At 52.3% G+C, this 24,121-nt stretch carries 32 protein-coding genes and 1 pseudogene; 1 reads left to right on the top strand and 32 read right to left on the bottom strand.

What is annotated here, in order from left to right; translation table 11 throughout:
• Nucleotide 1: 1 nt before the first annotated feature.
• The 4 genes from DXA66_RS03615 to DXA66_RS03600 all read right to left on the bottom strand — a co-directional run bounded on the left by DXA66_RS03615 (nt 2) and on the right by DXA66_RS03600 (nt 2,670).
• Entirely contained in the window at nt 2-769 is a 768-nt protein-coding gene (locus DXA66_RS03615) for an ABC transporter permease (RefSeq protein ID WP_005945168.1), read from the bottom strand.
• A 92-nt stretch (nt 770-861) separates the two neighbouring features.
• The gene (locus DXA66_RS03610) at nt 862-1,785 is read right to left on the bottom strand and encodes a sensor histidine kinase KdpD (protein ID WP_044945291.1); all 924 of its coding nucleotides are present in this window, start codon (nt 1,783-1,785) and stop codon (nt 862-864) included.
• Between the two features lie 2 nt (nt 1,786-1,787).
• Nucleotides 1,788-2,489, bottom strand: coding sequence for a response regulator transcription factor (locus tag DXA66_RS03605; protein ID WP_005945175.1), 702 nt, complete (start codon nt 2,487-2,489; stop codon nt 1,788-1,790).
• Nucleotides 2,482-2,670 carry a hypothetical protein gene (locus tag DXA66_RS03600; protein WP_005945178.1) on the bottom strand — a complete coding sequence of 63 codons (189 nt, stop codon included), beginning with the start codon at nt 2,668-2,670 and terminating at the stop codon, nt 2,482-2,484. Before DXA66_RS03600 ends, DXA66_RS03605 begins: the two co-directional genes overlap by 8 nt.
• A 147-nt stretch (nt 2,671-2,817) precedes the next feature.
• Between DXA66_RS03600 and DXA66_RS03595 the strand changes: the two genes are divergently transcribed.
• Complete coding sequence (locus tag DXA66_RS03595; protein WP_005945181.1) at nt 2,818-3,183, top strand: helix-turn-helix transcriptional regulator; 366 nt, start codon at nt 2,818-2,820, stop codon at nt 3,181-3,183.
• A gap of 169 nt (nt 3,184-3,352) precedes the next feature.
• Here the strand turns inward: DXA66_RS03595 and DXA66_RS03590 are convergent, their stop codons facing one another.
• The 28 genes and pseudogenes from DXA66_RS03590 to DXA66_RS03445 all read right to left on the bottom strand — a co-directional run bounded on the left by DXA66_RS03590 (nt 3,353) and on the right by DXA66_RS03445 (nt 24,033).
• On the bottom strand, nt 3,353-4,768 hold the full coding sequence (locus tag DXA66_RS03590; RefSeq protein ID WP_118526835.1) for a relaxase/mobilization nuclease domain-containing protein: 1,416 nt from the start codon (nt 4,766-4,768) through the stop codon (nt 3,353-3,355).
• Nucleotides 4,769-4,847: 79 nt separating this feature from the next.
• Complete coding sequence (locus DXA66_RS03585; protein WP_118526833.1) at nt 4,848-5,138, bottom strand: CD1845 family protein; 291 nt, start codon at nt 5,136-5,138, stop codon at nt 4,848-4,850.
• Nucleotides 5,139-5,312: 174 nt separating this feature from the next.
• A complete protein-coding gene (mobC, locus tag DXA66_RS03580) occupies nt 5,313-5,654 on the bottom strand; it encodes a plasmid mobilization relaxosome protein MobC (RefSeq protein ID WP_015553878.1) in 342 nt (113 codons plus the stop codon).
• Nucleotides 5,654-5,836, bottom strand: a complete 183-nt coding sequence (locus DXA66_RS03575) for a DUF4316 domain-containing protein (protein WP_023042373.1) — start codon at nt 5,834-5,836, stop codon at nt 5,654-5,656. The genes mobC and DXA66_RS03575 overlap by 1 nt, the downstream gene beginning before the upstream one ends.
• Before the next feature lie 12 nt (nt 5,837-5,848).
• Complete coding sequence (locus DXA66_RS03570) at nt 5,849-6,472, bottom strand: hypothetical protein (RefSeq protein WP_118526831.1); 624 nt, start codon at nt 6,470-6,472, stop codon at nt 5,849-5,851.
• A 99-nt stretch (nt 6,473-6,571) separates the two neighbouring features.
• Nucleotides 6,572-6,973, bottom strand: a complete 402-nt coding sequence (locus DXA66_RS03565; protein WP_118526829.1) for a cysteine-rich VLP protein — start codon at nt 6,971-6,973, stop codon at nt 6,572-6,574.
• Entirely contained in the window at nt 6,974-7,171 is a 198-nt protein-coding gene (locus tag DXA66_RS03560) for a hypothetical protein (RefSeq protein WP_005927616.1), read from the bottom strand. It lies immediately after the preceding gene.
• Entirely contained in the window at nt 7,168-7,815 is a 648-nt protein-coding gene (locus tag DXA66_RS03555) for a DUF4366 domain-containing protein (RefSeq protein ID WP_118526827.1), read from the bottom strand. Before DXA66_RS03555 ends, DXA66_RS03560 begins: the two co-directional genes overlap by 4 nt.
• Nucleotides 7,802-8,068, bottom strand: a complete 267-nt coding sequence (locus DXA66_RS03550; protein WP_005927622.1) for a DUF4315 family protein — start codon at nt 8,066-8,068, stop codon at nt 7,802-7,804. Before DXA66_RS03550 ends, DXA66_RS03555 begins: the two co-directional genes overlap by 14 nt.
• Nucleotides 8,069-8,090: 22 nt before the next feature.
• Nucleotides 8,091-9,758 carry a CD1108 family mobile element protein gene (locus DXA66_RS03545; RefSeq protein WP_118526825.1) on the bottom strand — a complete coding sequence of 556 codons (1,668 nt, stop codon included), beginning with the start codon at nt 9,756-9,758 and terminating at the stop codon, nt 8,091-8,093.
• A gap of 279 nt (nt 9,759-10,037) precedes the next feature.
• Nucleotides 10,038-12,467, bottom strand: coding sequence for a VirB4-like conjugal transfer ATPase, CD1110 family (locus DXA66_RS03535; protein WP_371682332.1), 2,430 nt, complete (start codon nt 12,465-12,467; stop codon nt 10,038-10,040).
• On the bottom strand, nt 12,385-12,771 hold the full coding sequence (locus DXA66_RS03530) for a PrgI family protein (protein ID WP_003500106.1): 387 nt from the start codon (nt 12,769-12,771) through the stop codon (nt 12,385-12,387). Before DXA66_RS03530 ends, DXA66_RS03535 begins: the two co-directional genes overlap by 83 nt.
• A gap of 44 nt (nt 12,772-12,815) precedes the next feature.
• The gene (locus DXA66_RS03525) at nt 12,816-13,436 is read right to left on the bottom strand and encodes a hypothetical protein (protein ID WP_371682331.1); all 621 of its coding nucleotides are present in this window, start codon (nt 13,434-13,436) and stop codon (nt 12,816-12,818) included.
• Nucleotides 13,437-13,478: 42 nt separating this feature from the next.
• Complete coding sequence (locus tag DXA66_RS03520) at nt 13,479-14,120, bottom strand: septation protein SpoVG family protein (RefSeq protein WP_158576283.1); 642 nt, start codon at nt 14,118-14,120, stop codon at nt 13,479-13,481.
• Between the two features lie 42 nt (nt 14,121-14,162).
• Nucleotides 14,163-15,029 carry a VirB6/TrbL-like conjugal transfer protein, CD1112 family gene (locus DXA66_RS03515; RefSeq protein WP_055650126.1) on the bottom strand — a complete coding sequence of 289 codons (867 nt, stop codon included), beginning with the start codon at nt 15,027-15,029 and terminating at the stop codon, nt 14,163-14,165.
• 41 nt (nt 15,030-15,070) lie between these two features.
• A pseudogene (locus DXA66_RS14515) lies at nt 15,071-15,166 on the bottom strand (Maff2 family mobile element protein); the annotation flags it as partial.
• 87 nt (nt 15,167-15,253) lie between these two features.
• Nucleotides 15,254-16,861 carry a recombinase family protein gene (locus DXA66_RS03505; RefSeq protein WP_006573559.1) on the bottom strand — a complete coding sequence of 536 codons (1,608 nt, stop codon included), beginning with the start codon at nt 16,859-16,861 and terminating at the stop codon, nt 15,254-15,256.
• 134 nt (nt 16,862-16,995) lie between these two features.
• A complete protein-coding gene (locus DXA66_RS03500; protein WP_005946147.1) occupies nt 16,996-17,187 on the bottom strand; it encodes a transposon-encoded TnpW family protein in 192 nt (63 codons plus the stop codon).
• A 12-nt stretch (nt 17,188-17,199) separates the two neighbouring features.
• Complete coding sequence (locus DXA66_RS03495) at nt 17,200-18,039, bottom strand: ATP-binding protein (RefSeq protein WP_117528307.1); 840 nt, start codon at nt 18,037-18,039, stop codon at nt 17,200-17,202.
• Entirely contained in the window at nt 18,036-18,776 is a 741-nt protein-coding gene (locus DXA66_RS03490; protein WP_005946141.1) for a phage replisome organizer N-terminal domain-containing protein, read from the bottom strand. The genes DXA66_RS03495 and DXA66_RS03490 overlap by 4 nt, the downstream gene beginning before the upstream one ends.
• On the bottom strand, nt 18,766-18,960 hold the full coding sequence (locus DXA66_RS14510; protein WP_006573562.1) for a hypothetical protein: 195 nt from the start codon (nt 18,958-18,960) through the stop codon (nt 18,766-18,768). Before DXA66_RS14510 ends, DXA66_RS03490 begins: the two co-directional genes overlap by 11 nt.
• Before the next feature lie 174 nt (nt 18,961-19,134).
• Nucleotides 19,135-20,754, bottom strand: a complete 1,620-nt coding sequence (locus tag DXA66_RS03480; protein WP_165858285.1) for a relaxase/mobilization nuclease domain-containing protein — start codon at nt 20,752-20,754, stop codon at nt 19,135-19,137.
• Entirely contained in the window at nt 20,726-21,124 is a 399-nt protein-coding gene (locus DXA66_RS03475) for a plasmid mobilization relaxosome protein MobC (protein WP_040647222.1), read from the bottom strand. The genes DXA66_RS03480 and DXA66_RS03475 overlap by 29 nt, the downstream gene beginning before the upstream one ends.
• 439 nt (nt 21,125-21,563) lie before the next feature.
• Entirely contained in the window at nt 21,564-21,989 is a 426-nt protein-coding gene (locus tag DXA66_RS03465; protein ID WP_006573565.1) for a hypothetical protein, read from the bottom strand.
• A gap of 42 nt (nt 21,990-22,031) precedes the next feature.
• Nucleotides 22,032-22,229 (bottom strand): helix-turn-helix domain-containing protein, encoded by a 198-nt coding sequence (locus DXA66_RS03460; protein ID WP_006573566.1) that lies wholly within the window; start codon nt 22,227-22,229, stop codon nt 22,032-22,034.
• Nucleotides 22,207-22,707 (bottom strand): RNA polymerase sigma factor, encoded by a 501-nt coding sequence (locus tag DXA66_RS03455; protein ID WP_004853592.1) that lies wholly within the window; start codon nt 22,705-22,707, stop codon nt 22,207-22,209. The genes DXA66_RS03460 and DXA66_RS03455 overlap by 23 nt, the downstream gene beginning before the upstream one ends.
• A gap of 116 nt (nt 22,708-22,823) precedes the next feature.
• The gene (locus DXA66_RS03450; RefSeq protein ID WP_006573567.1) at nt 22,824-23,528 is read right to left on the bottom strand and encodes a zf-HC2 domain-containing protein; all 705 of its coding nucleotides are present in this window, start codon (nt 23,526-23,528) and stop codon (nt 22,824-22,826) included.
• Complete coding sequence (locus DXA66_RS03445; RefSeq protein ID WP_003533443.1) at nt 23,521-24,033, bottom strand: RNA polymerase sigma factor; 513 nt, start codon at nt 24,031-24,033, stop codon at nt 23,521-23,523. Before DXA66_RS03445 ends, DXA66_RS03450 begins: the two co-directional genes overlap by 8 nt.
• Nucleotides 24,034-24,121 lie beyond the last annotated feature (88 nt).

Below are 24,121 nucleotides of genomic sequence, written 5' to 3'. Positions count from 1 at the left end.
TTCAGTAAGATTGCTTTTTTAGAGCCACTACGGATGCGGCGGCAAATGTAGCACCGATCAAGAGCAGCGAACCGACACAAACAAGCGGCGAAGTATTGAATAAAACGCCTTGCATCAGGCTTTCTACCATAGCTGCGGCCGCTTCGGAAATATGGGGATAAATCCCCATCACGCTTGCCAGCGGGTGTATTCCCGTAAGATAAGCCGGGGCAATGACTACGGGAATCAGATAAAGCAGCGTTGCGCCAATGGGCAGGATATATCCCTTTGACAGCGTGGAAAGAAACACAATCGGAAGCATGGCTATGGGAATCAGAATACCACCTGCCAGATACAAAAGACCAGCGTCCATCAGTGTTTGGGCGTTCAGATCGGGAAAGCCTCCGGCAATCAGCCCACCGACAACACACAAAAGAAAAGTAATCAGGCACAGTCCTACGGACATCAGAATAACCACAGCGACTTTTGAAAAGTATAGCTGTGCTTTTGTAATAGGGATGATAAGCAGTTCTTTCATCGTGTCATTTTTGTGTTCATCGAAAAACAGTGTCGTTGCAAACATTCCCAGCACAATCGGCAGAAACAGGCTGGACAGATTCTTAAAGGCCAGTGTGTAAAGGTCGCCAAAACTATCCATAAAGGGACTGCTCCTTGAAATGCTGCAAGCCCTTTCAATCGCAAACGCTCCAAGCAGAAGTGTTAGAGCCAAAATGCACCAGACAATTTTATTCCGTTTCCATTTCTGGATTTCAGTTGTAATAATCGTCATACGGTTTCCTCCTTTCATGGTTCCAATTATAAAACGCAAACCTTGCCATAACCTTGCCGAGATAAAATTTTTTCAAAAAAAGCTCCGTGGGATCACAGAGCTTTCGGAAGTATGATGATAAAGGTTGTTCCGTTTCCGGGAACACTAGCGGCTGTAATCGTTCCTTTATGAATACTGACTAACTCTTTGGCAATCGAAAGGCCCAGCCCGTTCCCTTTGGCAGAACGGGAGTGATCGCATTGATACATCCGTTCAAAGATATGCGGGAGATCAGAGGCGGCAATCCCGTTGCCGTTATCAGCAACAACGATTTTTGCCTGCTGCTCAGTTTCAGTCACGGTCAGGAAAACTTTGCTTGCATCACTGTGCGTCAGAATATTTTGCAGTAAATTATTGAGAATACGAGTGTAGGCGGTAGAGTCAACCCGTGTCATGTATTCTGTTTCGGGTATCTCAATTTCATAGCTAAGATCGTGGTTTTCCAGCAGCGGCACCCAATCAGCCATGATGTCACGGGAAAGCTCATTCAGGTCGCAGACCTCAAAATGAAAAATCTGTTCCCCGGCATCCAGCTTCACCCATTCAAACAGGGCGGTCACAAAATCTTTCAGGTGGTGGGCTTTTTCCATAGCCACCCGAATGTATTCTTCCTTCTCAGCTCCTGTTACCATCTTGCTTTCCACAGCCTCCAAATATCCAACCAGAGAAGCAAGAGGGGTTTTTACATCATGGGAAAGGCTTGTCATAAGCCGTTTATAAGCCTGTTCGGATTGCTTTTGCTGTATAAGCCGAGATTGGCTGCTCATGGCAATCTCGTTAATATCATAACAGATTTGTTTTGTCAGGTCGCTTTCCCGCACCAATACACGGCGGTTCAAATTCCCGGCTTTTATATCGTTTAGGGCATCCCTAATAAGAAAAAGCTGACCACGGACGCGGTGAAGTTTTCCCAAAAGATAGCTGATTACCAGCAAAGCAATCAATAAGGACAACAATAGATAAAGGTTAATTTCCATGCTCATGCCTCCTTGTTAAAGCGATACCCTACACCGCGGACAGTCTGAATATAAAAAGGTTGTTCTGGATTTGGCTCGATTTTTTTTCGCAGTTTACTGATAAATGCCATGAGGTTATTGTCGTCAAAATCATATTCTTCTGTCCACACCTGCGTATAAAGTTGTTTTTTAGTAAAGACCCGACCCTTGTTGGACGCCAAAAATAGAAGCAAATCAAACTCTTTGCCGGTCAAGTCTACCGGGAGATTTTGAACCGTTACGGTTCGGTTGATTTTATCAATTACCATATCTTTCAGAAGCATGGTGGCGGCTTCGTTTCCGGTCACAGGGTTTAAGGTGGTATAGCGCCGGATTAGAGAATTGACACGAGCCATTAGTTCGTTAATTCCAAACGGCTTTGTCAGATAATCGTCCGCTCCCAGCCGCAGACCAGAAACCTTATCTTCTTCGTCGCTTTTGGCGGTCAGCATCAGCACCGGCACATTGTTTTTCTCTCGGATTTTCTGCAATACTTGAAACCCGTTCATATCTGGCATCATCACATCCAGAATAATTAGTGAACAGGTATCCTTGTTTTTTTCCAGTAGCCTCAGACCCTCTAAGCCGCCATGTGCTACTACCGCAGATAAATTTTCTTGTTCCACACATTTTTTCATCAAGGCACAAAGTTTCTTGTCATCGTCTATAATCAAAACACTATTCATGTTTCAGCAACCTCCCTTGTTTTGTCCGGCCATCAATCGGCTTTTCCGCAGCTTTAGGGATCAGCCAAACACCAGCCATTTTCACAGCACCGGGGATACGTCCACCAGCACAATAATAATTTGCCCTACGAGGTGTCACGCCCCACTTTTCGGCGGCCCCTTTCAATGTCATATAGTCCATTTCGCGCCTCCACAGAATACATTATAGTTCTTTACCTCGAATAGTACAAGTTGGAGGCTGCACATTGATGAAATGAAATACTACTTTATGTAAAATTTCATTACATTCTCATAATCCAACCCGAAATGTACAATGATATAGGGTGATATGAGAATGAACCAAAATGAAAGAAGGTTTGACTTTCACGGCCTCGGGGCGGCTCTCAAACGGGCCAGAGAAGAAAAGGGCTGGACGCAAGCCTATGTTGCGGAATTGGTAGACCGTGACTCCCGTACCATTATGAATATCGAGAACAAAGGACAGTATCCGAGTTTCAACCTTTTTGTAAAGCTCATTACCATGTTTGACATTTCGGTTGACCAGTTTATTCATACGGACGGAGGCGAACAGGAAAGCCCTTGCAGAAAGCATATTGATGTGCTCCTAAACTCCATGAACGAGAAAGAGCTTGTTGTCATGGAGGCCACAGCCGAAGGGCTCAAGAAAGCCAGAGAAACGGAGGTTCCAGAATAAGGGCCTCTGTTTTTTTGCGCCATTTTCGGGGGTGCCGCTAAGTGGCAAGCAATGCCTCTGTGGCCACAAGTGGCACAAAGGCGGCTTGTTGGGGCTCGCCCCAAACCCATATCTTCGGGCCAACATGGCCCGAAGTGTCAGCGTCGCTTTGCTCCTTGTTTTCATAACCTTAACGCTCCTTTTCCTGCTTTCTTCCCGGTTCGGTGTAGCCCATCAGAGTGTCAATGTTCGCTTTGATCGTGACGATCTCCTGCATATCCCGTCGTGCCTTTTGATATTCTCCATAGAGCTGTTTTTTCTTTGCTGTGAGCTTACGGCCTTCTTCCTTCAGCACATCCATTTTGGGGAGCTTCGCCCCGCCCAGCAGAGAGCGCATTACCGCTTGTGCAGCCCGGTACAGTTCAAGGTCGGCCTCATGCTCCGCAAGGAATTTCCGGCTGTACTTCGTCGCCTTATACTGCTCAAAGACTGGACGGGTTTTGGCATACTGAACCGTTGCGGCCTTTAGCCCGGCATTGGTTTTCATGGACTGTTCCGTCTGCTTGATCTGCTCGGAAATGGTATGAAAACGGTCTGCTGCCTCGGTGGCTTTCTGTGCCAACTGCTCATAATCGGTCAGGCCATTGTCCTGTATATAAGCAAGAGCGGCGGCCATCTGCTTAATGTTAAATACCTTCGCCCAGCGTTCATATCCCGGCCCCTTACCGGCAGCCAGCTTTGCTTGAATATCCACCGCCAGACTGATTTTCCGCTCCGAGCGCCCGGGGCGTTTTTCTTTGCCCTCAATGGCGGACAGAACATCTTGCAAGTCGTAGCCGTCCCCCAGCGTGGAGGCACGCAGACGGGTGAAGCGTTCCTGTCCCTGCCCGGTCAGCCGGAAGCTGATACCGCCGCCCCGAACCGTCTTGACCTCATACCCGGCCCGCTTCATCAAATTGAGAAATTCGTCCAAATCAGCGGGGCGTTCCGCCAACGCAGTATCAATGGCAAGGCGCAGCCTGTCCTGATAGGAAAGCGGCCCTTTTCGGTCTTTCTGCCACTCTCCATAGTTCCGATACTTGCCCTTGCTCCGGGGCTTCGGGTTCTCCACGATGGATAGCCCGTTTTCAAGGCACAGCCTGTCAGAGAGCCGCCGAAGGGCGAAGCTGGAGCCCCAAAAATTTCGGAATTTCCGGGTGCAGTCAAGGGTGGTGGAGTTGTAATAAATGTGACAATGGATGTGCTGCTTATCGGTGTGCGTGGTAACGATAAAAGCGTGCCGCCCCTTTGTCCAGCGCATAGCCAGCTCATAGCCGATACGGTTTGCCTCCTTCGGGGTAATCTCGCCCGGATAGAAGGATTGTCGTATCTGATAGCACAGCACATCATTTTCTTTCTTCTGTTCCCGGCCCGTCATAGCGGCATAGCTGGCCTTTGCCAAAAGGAACTCGTCCGCCACGGTGGCCGGATCACATTCATAAGCGGAGATATACTTACCGCTTTCTGTTTTCTCCGGGTCCTTACCATAGTCCAGACAATCCCGGATAGCCTCAGCAATCGTTTCGCCTTCGCCCGCATGGCGCTGTAACAAAGTTGTGGTAGCCAGAAATCATCCCTCCTTTCCATGAGAAAGGGGCGGCCCATTCAGACCGCCCCGACTTCGGGCCAGTATGGCCCGAGGCTGCTTAACTTGCCAGGAACCGATACAGAGCGGATTTGCCTCCGTCCAGCGCCCAGAGAAGGGAGCCAGCCGCCGCTTGCAGTCCATACGGCGAAAGAAGGAAGGCAAGAAACAGAAATACAATCCCGCCTATGGGCGTCGGCGTGAAAAAGAGAGCGACACCCAGCACCGCCAGGATCACAGAGGCAATCGTCAGCAGGACGGTACAAATATCAAACAGGAACACCAGCAGAGCCGCCAGAAGGGACAACGCTAAAGCAACGGGAGCAGCCAATATTTTCAGCAGTATCTTCATCTTCAAAACCTCCTTTATTCTTGCTATCTCTATTTTATCATGCCTGCCCGGGGACATAAATGTTGCGAAAGATTAGTAAATCCTGTCCCAAAACTTCGGGTCATGCTGGCCCGAAGTGGTAAAAAAAAGAACAGGGCGGCAAGCCCCACACAACGGAAGCCTGCCGCCCTCGTCTTACTTTGCCACCAGCTCGGAGAGCTCCCGCAGTACCTTTGACACCTCGCCCCACAGCTTTTCATAGTCCCGCTTCAATCCGTCGATTTCCTCCGGGTACACGCCATAGGTGTGTGCATGTACGGCGACCTGATTGAGATTGTTGGAACAGCGCCGTTGCAGAGAAATCAGTTCTTTTACGGGCGCAAGGTCGATGTGCAGGATATACCCGTTCAGAGCCATTTTCCGTACATAAGCCCCGGCGTTGGAAATGCCCGCCTCGGCCATCCGTTCATGGATGGCTGCCAGCTCGTCCGGCGTTACCATGACGTGCAGATGGACATTCCGCTTGCGGTTCTCCATCAGCGTTCCAGCTCCCGGCCTTTCCGGCGCTCTTTGGGCTCTTTTACCTTATCAAGCGGTTTTGCGTCCAGCTCCGGGGGCGTGGGTTGGATGGGCGTGTTGTTGGGTACGCCGTCGATCATATTGCAGTTCTGCTCCGTGGAGAGCTCGGCGGTTTTCAGATAGTTGTCTTTTTCGTGCATGGCGATCCTCCTTTATCGTTCCTCATGGTTTTTATGGCTCCGCTTCTGACCGGGCTCCTTTTGGGGTTCCTGCCCTCTGGTTCCTTCTTTGAGCCGTGCAGTAATGGATGGGCGCACCCGGTCAGGATTGCCCGGTGCTGGTTTCAGCTCATAATCCTCCATCTGCTTTTCGGTCAGCGGCTTTGCGTAGGTCAGTTCGCCCCATGCCATCAGCCTGCCATCAGCCACAGGACGCCTCCTGTCGTCATCGTAGTTGACGATGGAAAGAGGCTGGTTATCCGGCGGCTTCGGGTAGGTGCCTATGTCCACGGGCCGCTGGGTGGAATAATAGCGGTAAACGCCCTCCGGTTCCAGCTCGGTATGCTTGACCGCCGCATGGTAAAGCTGCTGATAGTCGTCCACCCGGCGGTCAAAGTCCCTCTGCGCCCACGCTTGACTGGTTCCATAGCGGCCCCAGTAGTAATCCCGATGGCCGTTTTCCCCCTCGGTAAACTGCCAGGTCACAAAGGGGCTCGGCGCTCCCGGATTATGCCCCAGCGCAAAGCCGTGTCCGGTTTCAAAGGTGGCAGCTTTCAAAATCACATATCCTTGTACTGTCTCCAAGAGATACCTCCTTTCTGTGCCTCGGGCTAACATGACCCGAAGTGCTGGATGTTACGAAATAAGAGGGCAGACCGGGGAGAAATGTAATAAGATATTCCCACCCCGGAAACACCCTCAAAAAAGCCCGGAATGTCAAGCCTTTGGAGGCGGCAAATCGTAACAGCCGCCCGGCCTTTTCTTCCGCATTTTCCTCATGCGTTCCCGGCTTTTTCGGCGGTTCCCTTCGGCCTTGCAGGCGTCGGAACAGTAGGCTTGACGCCCCTCGGGCAAAAACGCCTTTCCGCAGACCGCACAGGCTCGCAGCTCCGGGGAGATGCCTTCCGTTGTCAACGACGCTTGAAGCTCCGGGTTAAGAGGCAGGACAGCCTCACGGAAATAACGGCAGTACGCCCCTGTCCAGCACTTGTGCAGCATATAGCAGGCACAGTCAAGAGGAAGGCACAGGCCGCTTTCCCGGTCATAGTTGGCGCATATCCCCGTGACCAGAGAACGGATTTTTTTCTTCTCGTCACGGGTCAGCTCCCGGGCGTCCATTTAAGACTTCGGGCCACGATGGCCCGAAGGGCGGGGCTCCACGATCAGCGCCCGGAACTTCTTCCGGCACTGTTTTTTCTTTCCTTTGCACTCCTTGTAATAACGGCATCCCTTACAAGGGTCGTCATTGTCCCAGCCGGGGTGCGGTACTTCCTTCATCATTCGTTCAAAAGGGCTGCTTGTAAAATTCATTCTCATTCCTCCGTATCTTCCTCCCACGGCGGGGTATTTTCGTCCTCGGGTTCCTCTGCGATCTCCTCCAGCTCCCCGTCCTCATATTCGCAGTAATCATCTTCCAAATCCGGGGCCTCATGCTTCGGCTTGTAAATCTTGAAATAGTAACCAATCCCACCGCCGGCCAGCACCACCGCACCGATCAGGAGCAGAGAGAGAAGGGGGCTGTCCTTTTTCTCCGGCTTGGGTTCCGGTACTTCCTCCACCGGTTCGGTGGGCTTTGGCTCTGGCTCAGGGGTCACTTCTTTGGGCGGTTCCTTGCCCTGTTCAGCAAGAGGCAGAAGGTCGTCTGTGGTAACGGTATTGAGGAAATAGACGTTCTCGCTGGTTTTCTGTTTGTCGATCACCAGATAAAACACGCTCTCGTCTGCTGTGGTGATGGTGTAGAACTCCTTTCCATCCTCGTCGGTGGCGTTGTCCACCACGGTTCCCGTCCCGTCCGTGGTAAAGGGGTTCTGGGTTTCCAGCTCTGCTTCGGTTTCTGCCGGGGAGGGAGCTGTCTCCGGCTGCGGCTCGCTGCTCTGTGCATAAGCCGGGACTGTAAAGATCAGGCAACACAAAAGGCTGGCAGCCATCGCCGCCAGCCTGCGAAATTTAGTTTTCTTCATGGGCCGTGTCCTCCTTTTCGGGTGCCTCCGGCTTCGGGTCAGTATGGCCCGAAGCGGTAAGGCTGTTTTTGGGGTCATTCAGAAAAGCCATAAGCTGGGCGGGCGTCAGTTTAAGGGAGCGCACCGCCTGCACGATCTGGCTGTTTTCTTCCTCCTGTTTCTGCTTTTCCAGCTCCCGGATTTTGGCCTGCCACTCGGCAGCCTTCTCCCGGGCTTTTTCCAGTTCCTTATCGAGCTTGTCGATTTTGTTCATGCAAGGACTCCTTTCCTCTGGCTCACAAACGCCCGAAGGCATAGAAATGTGTCTGCCAGTAGCTTGAATTGATGTTTGCGTATTGGATGGGCGAACCACAATGGAGCATCATCCCGTCGCCCACATAAATCCCCACATGGGACACAGGGCCGGGGCTGTCATAGGTTCCCGTGAAAAAGATAATGTCGCCGGGCTTTGCCTCGGAGGGGGAAATGATAGCGCACTGGTTATAAATGCCCTGCGCCGTGGTACGGGGCAGGTTGTGGACGCCGCTGGCCGTGTACACCCAGCAGACGAAACCCGAACAGTCAAAGGAGGTGGACGGGCTGGAGCCGCCCCATACATAGGGCCAGCCGATGTACTTTGTGGCTTCTTCCATGAGCGCCGCAAAAGCCGGGTCATCCAGCGCCTCGCCGGGTATCTCATAGCTGGGACCGGTATCTTCGCCGCCGTTGTAAATCCCTTCCCACAGATAGGGCTTGTTGCCTTTGAGCTGCTGCATAACGGTGTAGATTTCCCGCTGCTGTTCGTTAAGCCTCGGCAGGATCACGGCGGGCAGCGTCTTGTTTGTGAGGGTCACATTGAGAATGTAATACTCATAGGGGACTTCCTCGGTGGTGGTTTCCCCGGTCTCCGGGTCGGTGCTGGTTTCGGTGCGGTAGCGTATCTCGACTTCCTCCGTCAAGGTCAGTTCATACTGTGCCTCGAAAATCTCCCGCAGCTCGTCCTGCACCTGTTCACGGAAATACACATGGTACTTTGCCGAGAGATAGGACGCCAGCTCATAGGGGTTATGGCCGATCTCGTCCACGGAATAGCGGTACTCGTCATAGCCGGGATGGGTGCTTTCGATGTTCGCTACCGTCTGCGCCAGCTCGTTTTCCAGCGCTGTGTAGTCCTCGTCCACCCCCAGCAGGTCCGTATCCTCCGAGGCGTAGGAGGTGCCGGATAACGCATTGGCAAGGCCGCTGCCAAGCGTGGGGAAGATGGAGCTTACCGCCGACACAAGAAAACAGAGCAGCAACAGCAGGAGCAGGACCAGCACCGCCACGGGATGATGGGTCACAAACTGCGCCGCCCGACGGGTCGCAGTTCCCGAAGCGGCAGCGGTTTTCTTTGCGGCCTTTGCACCCTGTTTTGCAGCCGCCTTTGCCTCTTTGGAATACCGGCGTTTCAGTTTCCATTTCTGCTGCACACGGGAAAGCGGATTGCTGGTAAGCTCCGGGTACTCGGAGGCCATCTTCTGAAAATCCACATTGGCCCGGGCTTTTATGTCCTTCCGTTCCCACTTTGCCACCTTCCGGGCCGGGTGTTCCTGCCAGCGGCGTTTGGCATAGCGGGTCAGTTTCCGGGTTCCGGCCTCTGCGGCCAGCTCGGATTTATGGGCTCCTTCCACACCCACATTTTCATGCTCGACCTCGTGTATCTTGTTGTGGACATAGAACCATGCTTCTGTACGGACTCCCCGGACTGCCTTTTTTGCAAGCCTCGGCGGCTTCTTCGCTGCCCGTTTTGCCTCGGTCTTGTCCAGTTTCTCCCGGGCCTTTCCCAGCTTTTCCCCGGCGTGTTCCGCTTTTGCCTGTGCTTTCTGGTACTTGTCCTTTTTGCTCCCGGCCTTCTCGGCGGAGCCCTCCGGCTCCTGTGCCTTGCCGGTATCCTGCGGCCCGTCCGCTTCATCTTCCTGCCTCATGCGGTCAGAGGGACGGCTTTTCCGTCTGTCCTCTTGAAACTTGCCGCTTTTGGACTTCGGGCCATCATGGCCCGAAGGACTGTCCTGCCCGGTATCCTCGTCCTCAAACCGCAGACGTCGGGATGGTGCGGGGGAAGGTCTTTCCCGTTCAGCCGGTCCGGGGCGATTGCTCCCGGTATCCTCCGTCGGCCCCGGCCTTTGAAAATTCCATTTATCCGGTTTCTTTCCGATGATGTATCCCTCCTTTCCAAACCTCGGGCCAGCATGGCCCGAAGTGCGTTATGCCCGGTTCATTTCCTGTTTTTTGTCCTCCGGGCGGGTGGTCATAATGGCGTACAGCTCGGTATTCTGCGGGAAGCGGTCAACAAACGGGATGGTGGTATTCCCGAAGAACAGCAGCCCTTCGCCGGAATTGGTATGGGTCACATAGGAAAGCTGGTGGGGGCTGATCCCAAGCTGTTTGGCTAAAATCTGCCGGTCGCCCTGTGCCTGCGAGAGCAGCACAAGGAAGTCCGAGTTTTCAAAGATATTCTCGATCTCCGGGCTTGCCAGAAAATCCTTCACGTTCTGCGTTAAAGCACTGGGAACGCACCCTTTTTTTCGCAGCATTTTCCAGATCGCCACACAATAGCTTGCCGTCAGACGGTCACGGAGCAGCACATGAAATTCGTCGAAGTAGCACCATGTAGCGATACCGCGCAGGAAATTCATGGACACCTGCGAGTTTACCAAGTCCTGCATAATGAGCATGGCAATCGTCCGAAGCCCGGCACCCAGCTTTTTTAAGTCAAGGCATACCAGACGGCGGTTCAGGTCCACATTGGTTTCATGGTTGAACACGTTAAGGGAACCCGACACATAGATTTCAAGGGCAGTTGCCAGCCGTACCGCCTCGCCCTCCGGCTGGGAACAGAGCAGGTCATACAGGGTTTGGAGGGTCGGCATTTTGCTTGTTTCCGGGTCCTGCAAGTGTTCCCGGTACATCTGGCGCACACAGCGGTCAATGACGGTACGCTCCACCGGCTGCAAGCCGTCCTTGCCGCCGACGATCAGCTCCATCAGCGACAGGATAAAGTCGGCTTTCAGCGCCATCGGGTTTTCCTCGTCGAAGCTCAAATCAATGTCCATCGGGTTGATGTGGTGGGGGCTGTCCGGGGCGATCTCGATGACCTGACCGCCCAGCCTCTTGATAAGGGGCGAATATTCGCCCATCGGGTCAACCACAATGATCCGGTCACGGGTGGCAAGGAACACGTTCACAAGCTCCCGCTTTGCGGCAAAGGATTTGCCGGAGCCCGGCACGCCGAGGAACAGGCCGTTGGGGTTTTTGAGCTTTTTCCGGTTTGCCATGATGACGTTATGGGAAAGTGCGTTGAGCCCGTAATAGACGGCTTCGCCATCCATGCGGAGCTCCTGCGTCATAAAGGGAACGAAAATGGCCGTGGAGCTGGTCGTCATGCCGCGCTTGATCTCAATGCCGTTATGGCCCAGCGGAAGGCTGGAAAGAAAACCATCCTCCTGCTGGAAGTCCAGCCGCTTCAAGGTGCAGTTGTATTTCTGGACGATACCCGACACCGTGAACAGGTCATTGTCCAGCTCCCGGCGGGTCGGGGCCATGTTTACCACAAGGAAGGTCAGAAGGAACATTCGCTCATTCCGGCTCTGTAAATCTTCCAAGAGGGTCTTTGCGTCGTTGCTGTACGTTACAAGGTCGGGTGGAAGTATGTCCATGTCGTACCCTGACCGGGCTGCCTTCTTTTGTTCCTCCACCTTCATCTTGTCAATGTCAGAGACTTTGGCCTTGATGGATTTTACGGCGGCGGCCTGATCGACGGTTTGGATATGGAGAGTGATGGTCATTTCCGCATCCATTTCCAAAAGCTCCGCCAGCAGCTTGTCCGAGAGCTCCGAGGCCAAAATCTGCAAGTAGGAGGCAGCGCCCCAGGTCGTCCCCACCCGGAACAGTCGGCTGAAACGGAAATCGAAGCTGTCCGGGGCGATAAAGTCTTTGGTGGAAAGCCCGGTTTTGGGGATCATATCCCATGAAAACCGGAAGGGGGAGCCGCTGCCGGGGTGGAGTTGCCCGTGAAGAAGCTCCAGCCGTTCCAGCCCCGAAAGGGAACGGCACTTGACGCCCAGCTTTTTGAAGTTCCCGCAAATGTCCGCCTCTACACGTTCCAGCCTTGCCCTGGCGGTGGGAAGGTCGTCCACGTTCACGCCGAAGGTCAGGAGCTTTGTGCGGACAATGCCGTTGTTGCTTTTGGCGATCTGGTTTTCCAGCATTTCCACATACTCACACCGGACGCTGTTGTAATCATCGTCCTGCATGGGGATGTTCACGCTGTACCGGCTGCCCGGGCGGCTCCGGTGGTTGAGGAAGGAAAGCTGGAACGGAAGGCTGCTGTCAAAGTAGTTGAGGCAGGCGCTCCACCCGTCAAAGATGGCTGCCTGATCTTCGGACTGTGCGAGCTGGTAGTTGATGTCCTCGTATTCAATGGTTTTGGTGTAATAGCGGTCCGCTACCCGGCACACCCCGTCCCGGTACATTTCCCGGTAAGGGAGGGTCTGCTGGGCGGTGGTGGGAATGTTCTTTCCCTTTGTGAACAGGCCGAGAAGGCTCTGCTTTTCAGGCTTTTTGCCTGCGGGCTTTCCGGCCCTTCTGCTGTTTCGCAATCGGCTGCGCCTCCTTTCTGGCGCTAAGCAGCGCATAGAAGTTTTCGGTTTTGTAAGGCCGCACACGGGGATAGAGGAACCGGGTGCGGATGATGTTTTTCAGCACTTTTTCCAGCGGCAGACCGTCTCGTTCATACATAGCCAGAAAGAAGAACGGGAGCATGAGGCCGATCATCAGGAACATGGCGGCACTGTTCCCGATACTGCCACGGGAAAACAGGTAAGCCGGGAGGCCCACCGCCGCCGCGCTGGAAAAACAAACAAGCTGGCGCTTCGTTAGGTTGAAGGCCAGCTTTGTCTTGATTTTGGAAAGGTCTTTTGGTACTGGCACATAGGCCATTTTGGTACACCTCCTTTACTGCTTCGGGCCAGCATGGCCCGAGGTTATCTTGCGGCTTCTTTGGCCGGGGTTGTGCTGCGGGCAGCTTCGACGGCTTCTCGTCCGCTCTGCCTTGCCCGCCAGTATTCGGGGTTATACTGCCGGATGGACTGATTGAGCTTTTCTTCAAACTGTCCTTTGTCCTTAATGCGGTCAGGGATGTTCCACAGTTTTTTGTCCAGCAGCTCCCGGAGCACTACGCTTTCCTGTGCGTCCTCCTCATAGCAGATATAGCCCTTATCCTTGAAGCCGCACTTTTTCGCCGCTGGGGAGAGGACGGCGGCTACCTCATTTGCCACCATCGTTCCGCCGTGGCTGGCGGTAGATACCAGAAACACCCCCGGACAGAGGGTTTCACAGCTCTGCACCTCGCCCCACGGGGAACTTTTCGGCGCATGGAACATTCCGCCCGTCCGGCTCCGGTCCGCCTGCATGAGCGCCGCCTTTTCTAAGATGGCTTTCAGTTCCGGGGAAAAATAGGCATATTCCCGCAGGACCCGGGCGGCCTCCCCGCCGCAGGCGTTCATCAACAGGGTATAGGCGTCGCTGTCCGCTTTGGTACAGCGGCCCAGCAGTTTTCCGTCGTAATAGCAGGCCGCGTCATAGCCCGTCCGTTTGCGTGGCATGGTTCCCGCCTCCTTTCTGCTTCGGGCCAGCATGGCCCGAGGTCAACGCTCTGCGCTGCGGCTGGGCTTTTCCTTCGGAGGCCGTTCTGCCTTTGCCTGTTCGGCAGCCGCTTTCCCGGCTTTGAGCTGGTCGCTGATGGACGCACGCCCCACAGAGCCACGCTCCGCCATCTGTTCCAGCTTTGCCTCATAGGCTTGCAGAACAGCGGTGTTGAGCTGTTCCCGGAACTCCTTTGTGACAGGGTAGGCCATATCCCGGTAGCCGCCTTTGCCGTCTGGCTGGCTGGGCATCCCAAGAAAGAGCCCCTTGCTGCCCTGTACGATTTTCAGATTTTCCACCACAAAGCAGTCATTGAATTTCACGCTGGCAAAGCCCATGAGGTTTTTCACAGGTTCGATGACCCGCACGCTTACATCCAGCTTCAACGGTGCGGCCGGGGTGGTGTTTGCAACCTTTTCCTGCATGGTTTCCTCCTTTCCGGCGGGAACAAGGTTCCCGTCCTTGTAGTCATAGCCTTCCGCCCGGAGTGCCGCCAGCGTGTCCGCCGATACGCACCCGGACAGTTTCAGATCGGTTTCCACCATAAAGCGCATGGTGTCTGCTTTAGAAAATTCTTCGGGGAGCTTTCCGTAGAAAGCCGGGTGCGACTGTCCGTCCGCACCCTGTTTGTAACGCCGGGGCATACCGCCTCCTTTCCGCTTCGGGTCAGCATGGCCCGAAGTCTCTTAATGGCAGCCGAAGATGGATTTTGCAAGGCTGCCCGTTTTGAACAGGGTAAAACACAACAACACCGTATATCCCACGCATCCCCAGATCGCCCCGATGGGGTCGCCGTCGGCGGCGATACTCTGGATCAGCACCGCATAGATGGCAACACAGACTAAGATCAATAGACCTTGAAAGCCCACCGCAAAGAGGGAGCGGAAATAGTTCTGCCCCATGTGTCCGGTTTCCCTGTTGGGGACTGTGGCAAACGGGATAGGCGCTAAACTTGTGAGTAAATAAATTTCAATCATACGGCCATATACGATGACGAAAATCACGATGTTTAAGGCAATCATGGTAAGCTGGATCAGGAAGGACTGGAGCCAGAGTCCGAACAGAGGGCCTAACTCCATCGCCTCAAGCTCTGTCCGCAGACTGTCCAGCACATCCGGCGTGATTTCTGTCCCGTTCTGGATAATGCCCGCTGACTGCTGGATCACATACTGGCTCACATCAAAGACCGCCAGCACGATATTGAAGGTATTCGTCAGGATCATCACAGCCACAAAGGTTTTGAACACCCACTTAAAAAACATCCATGTGTCAACTTCATGGAGGTTGTTGCGTTCTATGAGCATCTGTATCAGTTCATAGGTCATAACAAAAGTGAGGATGACCCCGGCGATTGGCAGAATGGCAGTTTCGGAGATCTGTCGTATCATGGAAAAGACCCCGGCGTTCCAGTCCGCCGGGGTCGTGCCTACCTGTGTGGCGATCTCGCCAACGCTCTGATTGACGTTATCGAAAAGGCCGTCCAGATTTCCCATGATACCATCGACGAGCAGACCTTTCAGCCATTCAACGATTGCGTCGATGATAAAGTCCATACATCAGCTCCTTTTCTGGAAAAAGGGACAACGGGTGACACTTAGCTGAACAGGCCGGACAGCAGAGGGATAAGCTGAAGGCCGATCAGAACGACACCGCCGCCCGCCATGAGCTGCTTAATGCCCTGGCTTTTTGCTTATGTGTGATAAAGAAGTAATAGAAGTGTAAAAAATTTTGCCTTTCCTATCCGATACTTGCCTTTGATATCGGATAGGGCGGGCGGTCATTCGGGCAAGTCCACTTTGCCGACGAAAGAATAGTAAATCTCAATATCCTGTCTGCGTGTGCCGTTTTCATCGTAGCTGCACTCATGCACAACGATTTTCTCTACAAACTCACGCAAGAGGGTGTGGGTCAGTTCTTCAAAGTTCATGTGCTTGCGGACAATGTTCATAAACTTTTCTGCGTTTACGGTAGCTTCCTGTGCTTTGGAAAGCTCCGCCTGTATTCTGGCAACACGCTCTTTCAATTCCTGCTGTTCGGCTTCATAGTCTGCCGAAAGCTCCGTGAAACGCTCGTCAGAAATGCGACCGCTTACGCTGTCCTCATACAGCCGCTTGAAAATAGCGGAAAGTTCACCGATACGCTTTTCGGCAGCTTCCAGTTCCTTTTTCTTGGCGGCGTTCCGGCGTTTGCCGCCGTCCTCGTTCTGCTCGATCAGCAGCTTCATAAAACGGGCTTCATGCTTTGCCGCATAGCTCGTCACTTTCCGTAGATTGGAGAGAACGCCCGCAGTCAAAAGGTCGGTGCGGATAAAATGTGCGGTGCAGTCATGGGTGCGCTTCTTGTAGTTTCCGCAGATATAGCAGTCCTGTTTCCGCTTATCGGTCTGGTAACGCTGCTGATACATGACGCTGCCGCAGTCCGCGCAAAAGAGCATACCAGAGAACAAGCCCACTTCATCATAGCGGTTCGGACGCTTGCGCTGTTTGCGTAATTCCTGCACACGCTCCCATGTCTGGGTGTCGATGATAGGCTCATGGTGGTTCTCGAAAACTGCCTGTTTCTCAATGGGATTTTCTATGCTGTGCTTGGTCTTGTAGGACGGTTTCTCCGTCTTGAAGTTCACCAAACAGCCCATGTACTCCCGGTTTTCAAGGATATGCACCACGGTATTTGTCGCCCATTTGCACTCATAGCCGGGGTGATAGCGGCGTGTGCTGCCCGTCCTGCGGTATTCCAGCGTTCCCGGCGTTGGGATTTCCTGCTCGGTCAGCATACGGGCTATCTTGGTCGGACCGTTCCCGGCAAGGCACAGACGGTATATCTGCTTGACCACGGGTGCGGCTTCCTCGTCAATGATGAAGTTTTCGTCCTCGTCCATGAGGTAGCCGTACACGGGTTTGCTCGTAACAGGCTTGCCGCTCATGCCTTTTGACCGTTTTACAGCTTTGATTTTCTTACTCGTATCTCTCACCAGCCATTCGTTGAAAATGTTCCGCAGAGGGGCAAAATCATTATCGCCCTGTGCGCTGTCCACTCCATCGTTAATTGCGATAAAGCGGACGCCTTTTTGTGGGAAAATCATCTCGGTATACATTCCCACCTGCAGGTAGTTTCGCCCTAACCGTGACATATCCTTTACGATAACGGTAGCCACTTTCCCGGCTTCAATGTCCGCAAGCATGGATTGAAAGCCCGGTCTTTGGAAGTTCGCACCAGAATAGCCATCGTCCGTGTACCAGCGCAGATTGGAAAAGCCGTTCTGCTTTGCGTAGGTTTCAAGGATACGCTTCTGGTTGGAAATGGAATTACTTTCGCCTTGCAGCTCGTCCTCATGGGATAGTCTTGGATAAAGGGCAGTGATTTTCTGGGTGGTCTGTCTTAACATAAAATCCTCCGTTTCCGACAGCCAGCCCCACTATTCCGTATTTCGATTATACCACATGGGGCGGCTGTCTGTATAGCGGCTTCTGCTTCTTTACCGCCCGGTAAAATGACGATTTTTCTGTGCGGCTTGTAGCGTTAGGGCGAAAGCTGGGCTTTGTGTCCTGCGGCGGCTTCCGCCTCCAGCACTTTCATCATCTTATCGGCTGCGGTGTCGGTGGTATCTTTTTTGAAAAATCCGGAAACGACAAGGACGGTGTTGCCCATGCGGATCTCTGTCACGCAGTCCGGGCGGCGTTCCGGGGTGGTGTTCTGCTTGTTCTCTGCCATAGGCAACTCCTTTCATTTCATCAATTCTTTTAGTCTGTTCAGCTTGGCTTGCGCCGTTTCACGGCGGAAGTTCTCTCCCGTAAAGAGGATAGGGGCGCACATTTCCAAAAGGCGGTCATAAATCCGGGCATGGGCGGTGTCCAGCGGATTTTGCAGGCTGTCCAATGTCAGATTGGTGGTAACGATTAAGGGCTTGCGGCTGCGGTAGCGGCTGTCAATCACATTGTAGACCTGTTCTAAACCGTACTCTGTGCCGCGCTCCATTCCAAAATCATCAATGATAAGCAGAGGAAAACGGCAAAGACGCTCGATATACTCGTTGCGCCCCTCAAAGCTGGCGGTCAGGTCATTCAAAATCGCAGAGAAGTTCGTCATGCGGACAGCGACTTCCTGCTCCATGAGGGCATTAGCGATACACCCGGCAAAATAGCTTTTTCCTGTGCCGACCTTGCCCCATAGCAGATAGCCGATATTTTCCTCGCGCATGGTTTCCCAATGCTCCACATAGAAGTGTGCAATCTCCATTTGCGGGCATTTCCCGTTGTCGTTGGCGAAAGTCCATTCCTGCATGGTAGGATTGGTAAATCCCCGGCGCTTCAAGTCCTCCACGGTGTCAAGGTGCTTTCTGCGCTGTTCGGCGGCTTCACGCTCCAAACGCTGGGCTTTCTGGCAGTCACATTCTGCCGGGTGGCGGTCACGCCCAAACAGGGCGGCTTGCTTTTCCGGGAAGTAGGCTTCTTTCGGAGTGTGACACTTGCCGCAGTAAAGCAGTCCGTCCTCGCCCGTGTAGTCCTCCGGCTGTGGGGTAACAGCCGCCATATTCAAAACTCGTTCTGTAAACAGATTACTCATAAGCTCTCGCCCTCCTTGCAGGTGTATTCGGGTATGCCCTGTTTCGGGGCAGCCTTTGCGGTATCGTCTGCCGCCCATCTGCGGATAGTGGCGGCGTGGTTTTTATATTTCTTGCCCGTGGACGCGATATAGCCGGAAAGCCGCTCAATGTAGTACGCCCATTTTTCGGGCAGCTCCGCTTGCAGTTCGGAAAGCTCCGTATCAGTCAGAAATACATTCTCATATCTGCCATAGCTGCGGGCGAGGGCTTGTCCCTTTAACTCTCCCTCTTTTTCTAACTCTATATCTATCTCTTTCTTTATCTCTATCTCTGGTGGACGAATGTCGGACAAATGTCCGCCATTTGTCCGCGGCGGCAAAAGTGCCTTATTTTCAAGCCTTGCGGCGCGTTTCCGTTCCGCTTCGGTAGAGGATTGACCAATCATCAGCTCAATGTCGGTCATATAAAGCAGCCCGCAGTCAAGCTGCTCCACAAGCCCTAACTGCTGGAAGATGGCTAATGCCCGTTCCACCGTCCCGATTTGGTGACGGGTCAGCGTGGCTATCATCTGGGCGGTATAGGGGATATGCTCGTCAAGCTGCAATCTGCCGCCATTTTTCAGCGATTTTAAGTACAGCTTCAAGAGGATATTGGAATACAAAATCCCGTCTTTCATGTCCTCCAACAGCACAATGGAATCGCTGTCGAAGAAGTTTTCTTTCAGTTTGAGGTAGTAATATTTGCGGTTATCTGCCATTGGCGGTGTCCTCCCTGTGTTTCCATCTCTTAGAGAAATACCGGGGGCAGAGGACGATAATCGCCCGGAAGCTCTGCTTGCAGCCGTGTGTGCAGCCCCGGCAAAGGTCATTGTAGGTAATACGGTTTCGGTGGTTGAGGAAAAAGCTCCATTCCAACCGCCGCTTTTTGCTCATGCGTGGCATTTCTCGCTCCTTTCTGCCGTTTCCGCTGGTATAAGCGGATAGGTCGGTAAAAATGTAGTTTCTCGGTGTCATTTTCGGGGATTTCCTGCGCTGTGCGCCCCGTTTCAAAGGTGGGCAGTATTGCGGATAGGGTGCAGGGCATATCCCCGTTTTGGTATCGTTTCGGGGCGGTTTTTAACGCTCATGTTTGTGCTTTTTCTCTCTGTCTTTCTCGCCTTGCAGGATTTGAGAAAGATTGCTTTTCACGGTATGCAGCTCCTTGACACGGGCTTTTTTCTCCCGGTATTCGTTGTAATGGGCGTTCTTTTCGGCGGTAAGCTGCTCGATTTCCGCTTGCAGGGCTTTATGGCTTGGCAGCTTGGAAACGCCATGCGCCCGAAAATAACGGGTGGCTGCGTCCGCTATGATAAAATCGCTTTCGTGCCGTTCCCGGTAGGCGCTGCGGGCTTTTTCCGTTTTCTGCGCTTTCAGACCGTCACGGGCAGGCTTGGTCTTGGCATAGGCAAGCACCTGTGTCTGAAGCTCCTTTTTCTCCCGGATAGCAGCGTCCAGGGCTTTCAGCTTGGCGGTGCTGTCCTGTAAATCCGCATTGGTGGATACAAGGGCTGCGTTCAGCTCCTCCGGCGAATAGCCGTACTGCCCGTAGGCGGCAACGGTAGCCGCCATTTGTTTCAGATTGTGGACTGCCGCCCAGCGGTCATAGCCCACGCCTTTTCCCTCCGCTCGTTTTGCCGCCCGGTCAACCATGCGCTGAATACCGTCCTTTTCCGGGGTGGTTTGGACAGCTTTTTTACCCTGCAAACGCTCCCTTATGTTGCGGGGGTATTCGGGTACGGTTGCGGTCTGCTCGGCGGCTCTGTGGGCGTTCTGTTCCAAAAGGGCAAGAACGGCAGCGCGGTCAAAATCATCTCCCAGCTTGCGGGCGGTAATGGGCTTTGTCCTGTCCGGCGTGAGGTAGGATAGCCGCCCTCGGCTCTCCTTGACAGTCACGCCCTGTTGCAAGAGAACGGCGGCGAACTCGCCATAGCTTGCGGCAGAGGACAGCGCGGTGCGTATGGTCTGCCGCAATTTTTCCTTGTCTGTTTCAAACTTCGTGGGCTTGGCTGGCTGCTCCTCGGCTGGCAAGGCAGCAGCTTCCTTGTCCAGCTTTGCCTGCCCTTTCCGCTGCGCCCAATACTCACGCTCGGTAATGCGGTTTTTGCTGCCATGCAAAAGGTCGATTTGATAGAGATTTTCCCGGTGGCACAGCTCCATGACTTCGGCTTTGAAGTATTCCATCGCCGCGTCTGTGCAGCGGTGTTTGCACCCGGTGCGGGTGTCTGCCAGTCTGTCCATGTAAGGCAGGAACGGAACTTCCTCTATCCGCAGAGAATTGATAACGATATGCACATGGATATTGCCGCTGTGGTTGTGTCCGTCCGGGTGGGTGCAGACAATGGCTTGGTGTCCGGGAAACTGCTTCCGGCAAAATTCCTCGCCCAACGCCTGCGCCCGGTCTACGGTCAAACCGTTGTCCACCGCGTCCCGTGGGTCAAAGCTGATAATGTAGTGGTGGCTTTTTACATCTTCCCGCTTCTGGTTCTTCCCATAGCGGAGATTGGAGCGCATACAGGCAACGGCAAAATCCTCGTCGCCGCAGTTCAGCGTGGCTATTCGATAGTCCTCCCTGAGCATGAGCCGCCCGTTTTCATCAAGGGTGGGCTTCATGGTAAACTCGTCATGTTCAAAGGTGAGGTACTGCTCGGCTGCGCCATAATCCGCATTTTTAGAGCTGATATGTTTGAATGTTGCCAACAGCGTCACCTACCTTTCGCAGGACTTCAAACTTCAAGGCAGCAAGGTCAGAAATGGCGGCGCGGACTTCAACGGACAGGGCGTTGTATGGTGTGCCGTACTCGTTGAGGGCGCGGGCAATCTGATTGAGGTTGCCACCGATTTTTCCGTATTCGGCGGTCAGCCTGCCAACGGCGGACAACAGTTCATCATTGACCGGGGAAACGGTAACAATGGGGCGAATGGTCGCCCGTGTAATGGCTTGCCGGATAAATTCGGCTTGGCTCATGTCATAGTGTTTCAGCCGCTCGGTAAAGTCGGCGTATTCTTCCTCGGTCATGCGGGTTTTGACCACATGGCAGCGGTGGGGTGTGTTGTATTTTTTCTTCAAGCGTTGACCTCCTTTCTCGCCCGACAGGGCGCATGAGCAGGGTTTGGGGAAGGCACTCCCCAACAAGATTTACCAAAGGGGCAAAACCGCAGATATGCGGATTTTGGCACCGTGGTAGAATCTTGCTCTAAAAAACTACCGCTTTCCTCGGCGGCTCTGGTTTGCGGATATACTGGCTTGCTCCACCAATATAGCGATTGCGGCGGCGTGTTCTGCCCGCTGTTCACCACTACAACGGTGAAAAGGGGGCGTTTTGGCAAACGCAGCAAAAATTTTTTTATTTTCCCTGTCTGCTCCCTACAACAATCCGGCGGTGTGGTTTGCCAAAGATTTTTGAAAATGGGCGCAAAAAAAGCAGTAAACCTTTTCAAGATTTACTGCTTATCTGCCGCTGTGATGGGCGGCGGTATTAAATTGTCAGCCGTTTTTCAAATGGAATTTATCTGCAATCGCTTTCTTTCTGCTTTCCAATTCCTTTTCTGTAATCTTCCATAATCCTAACGCAATGATCTGCTATCTTTTGCATTCCGAGTTTTTCAAAAAAGGCAATTTGTATTTTCATCATTTCTTCACAAACAGTCAACTTCTGCTCATCCATATTGCTAATAGCAAGCCATGGGAACGCTTTATATTTCTTAGTGTCCCCAATGAGAAAATTGTACCCTATCAACTCATTTTCACGGAAAACGAAATAGAATTGTGGGCCTGAACCTGGAACTGACTTTTCCATAATTTGCTGCATTGTTTTCACGCCGCCGTATGCCGGAAAAAAACCTATTCGCTCAAGAGCATTTAATATGTCAATCCTTTTATCTGTGGGTATGTCTCTATAATTGATAATCTGTTCCATTTGCTCTACCCTCATTGAAGTTTAATTTGTTAGGCTCTAATTATACAACTTTTCTGTTTAGCGGTCAAAGTGGAACTTCAACAGGCTTTCTATCAGTTGCCTGACGATATGCTCCTGCATATCCATGTTAATCTGTCCGTCCATTTTCGCACAAGAGCGGATATATCCCGCATAATGGGATAGGACGGCGGCAACAGCTTCCGGGTCGCCCTCGCTTGCCTTAACGATTGTCTCATAGGGAAGTAGCTGGCTCATAGGACAAACCCTCCAACTCTGCCCGTAGCCGCCGTAAAATCATCTGAATACGCCGCCCGGTTGTGTTGCCAGCCCGTCCATATCTCCGTCCAATCTCCCTATGCGTCAATCGTTGGAAGTAGTACAAGAAAATGATTTCCTGTTCCATCTGTGATAGTGCGGACAGGGCTGCGGCAAGCTCTGGGCTTTCCAAAAGCACCATCTGACCACAGACGAAAAGCGGATAGCTGGTCATGCCGGATTGCTCCGCAAAGTATTTATCTGTGGTACTGAATGGATAGTGTTTTTCTTCTATCAGATATTCAAGCGAGATTTCCCGCTTGCGGCGGCTCCGTATGCTCCGGGCTGCGTCTATGGCAGCGTGGCGAATAACAGTCTTGCAAAAGGCATCGTGTGTATGCCGGATATGTTCTTGATACTTTTCGTGTTCGGTCATGGAAAATCCCCCTTTCTGAATAATGGCAGAGGGCGGCAGCATCTTGTGCTGTCGCCCTCTTGATTACCGAACAGCAAAGACGGGCGGGGCTGTCAACAGCGGCGCATTTCCGCCGTTCATCTTGACCGTTGACAGGCTCGGCTGGGTTTGCTATCTGCTCACGGCAATTCACTCTCATTGATAGGAATTGCTTCAAGTTCCGTATTCAAATTGTTCCAATAAGAGCCGATATCCGCACTTGTGAAATACTTAAAACCGCCTGCTGCTGACTTCAATTCGCCGTTTTTAACTCCATAGCAGGCGTAAATCAAATCGTAGCTTGTTCCATCTGAGAGGTTAAATCTAAAGCTGGTCACAGCTGCTCCGGCAGTTTCCTCAGTTGTTTTGTCTTTTAAGGATAAGCCCTTGAACTTATCATACAGGGTCTTTATATCATTTTCAGCAACAACTACTTTCTTTTCTGCTGATGCAGGCACTTCGTCATAGTGGTACATTTCAACGCTTTCGACATCTTCAACCTCAAATGGGAAGTCGATTTTGACAGGCTCATAAGCAATGTTTATAGGTAACAGAAAGAGAGCTGCAAAAATTGCAATGATACAAAGAGCGATGGAAACGAGAACAGCAATCGTTATCTTTTTTTTGCCTCTCTGCTTTTCTTTTGCCTCATGGCGCATAATAACGCTTTCGCTTTCTTCGTGAAGAACATCTTCGTTCGTGTGAGAAAGCAATTTCTGATAAATTGCGTTACAGTCAGCACAGGCGTTCAAATGCTCTTTTACCATCTCTGCGCTTGCTTCGCTGCAAGCACCGTCAACATACAGCGGAAGAATATCTCGAACAATATCGCATTGTTTACTCATGCTTTTCATCCATCCTTTCTTGAATTTTTAGCTTTGCACGATGATAAGTAACTCTCGCCCATGATTCTGTTTTTCCAAAAATTGCAGCGATTTGTGAAAAAGATAGTTCCCCGAATACGCGAAGCTGAAAGACTTCTTTGTATGGTTCTTCCAAACGGTGAAGAACGAGGTGTATGCGGAACGCCATGTCAGAATCTGCAACTGAGTTCTCAACATTTTCATTTGATGGCAAGTCATTGATTTCACTCACATCAGCTACTCGCTGACGGCTTCGCATTTCATCATGGTAAAGATTTTTTGCTATGGAGCAGAGCCATGTCAATTCATCTGACTTACCTTTGAATTGTGATGTTGTAGAAACAGCCTTATAGAATGTGTTCTGCGTGATTTCCTCTGCTATCTCACGATTTTTGGCAAGAGAAATAGTATACGAGTATACCTGTAAATAGTAGGCTTTATAGAGCTTTTCATAGTCCATACTTGTCATCACCTCCTTCAGCTTCATAGGTTAGACGGAGAAATCGGAATTTCGTTACAAAGAAGTTTGAAATTTTTATACCTTTACGATACTCTTGCTTTCTGCGGACTATTGG

Source organism: Faecalibacterium sp. OF03-6AC, assembly GCF_003478175.1.
Lineage (GTDB): Bacteria > Bacillota > Clostridia > Oscillospirales > Ruminococcaceae > Faecalibacterium > Faecalibacterium taiwanense.
This window is presented reverse-complemented; position numbering and strand designations above follow the sequence as displayed.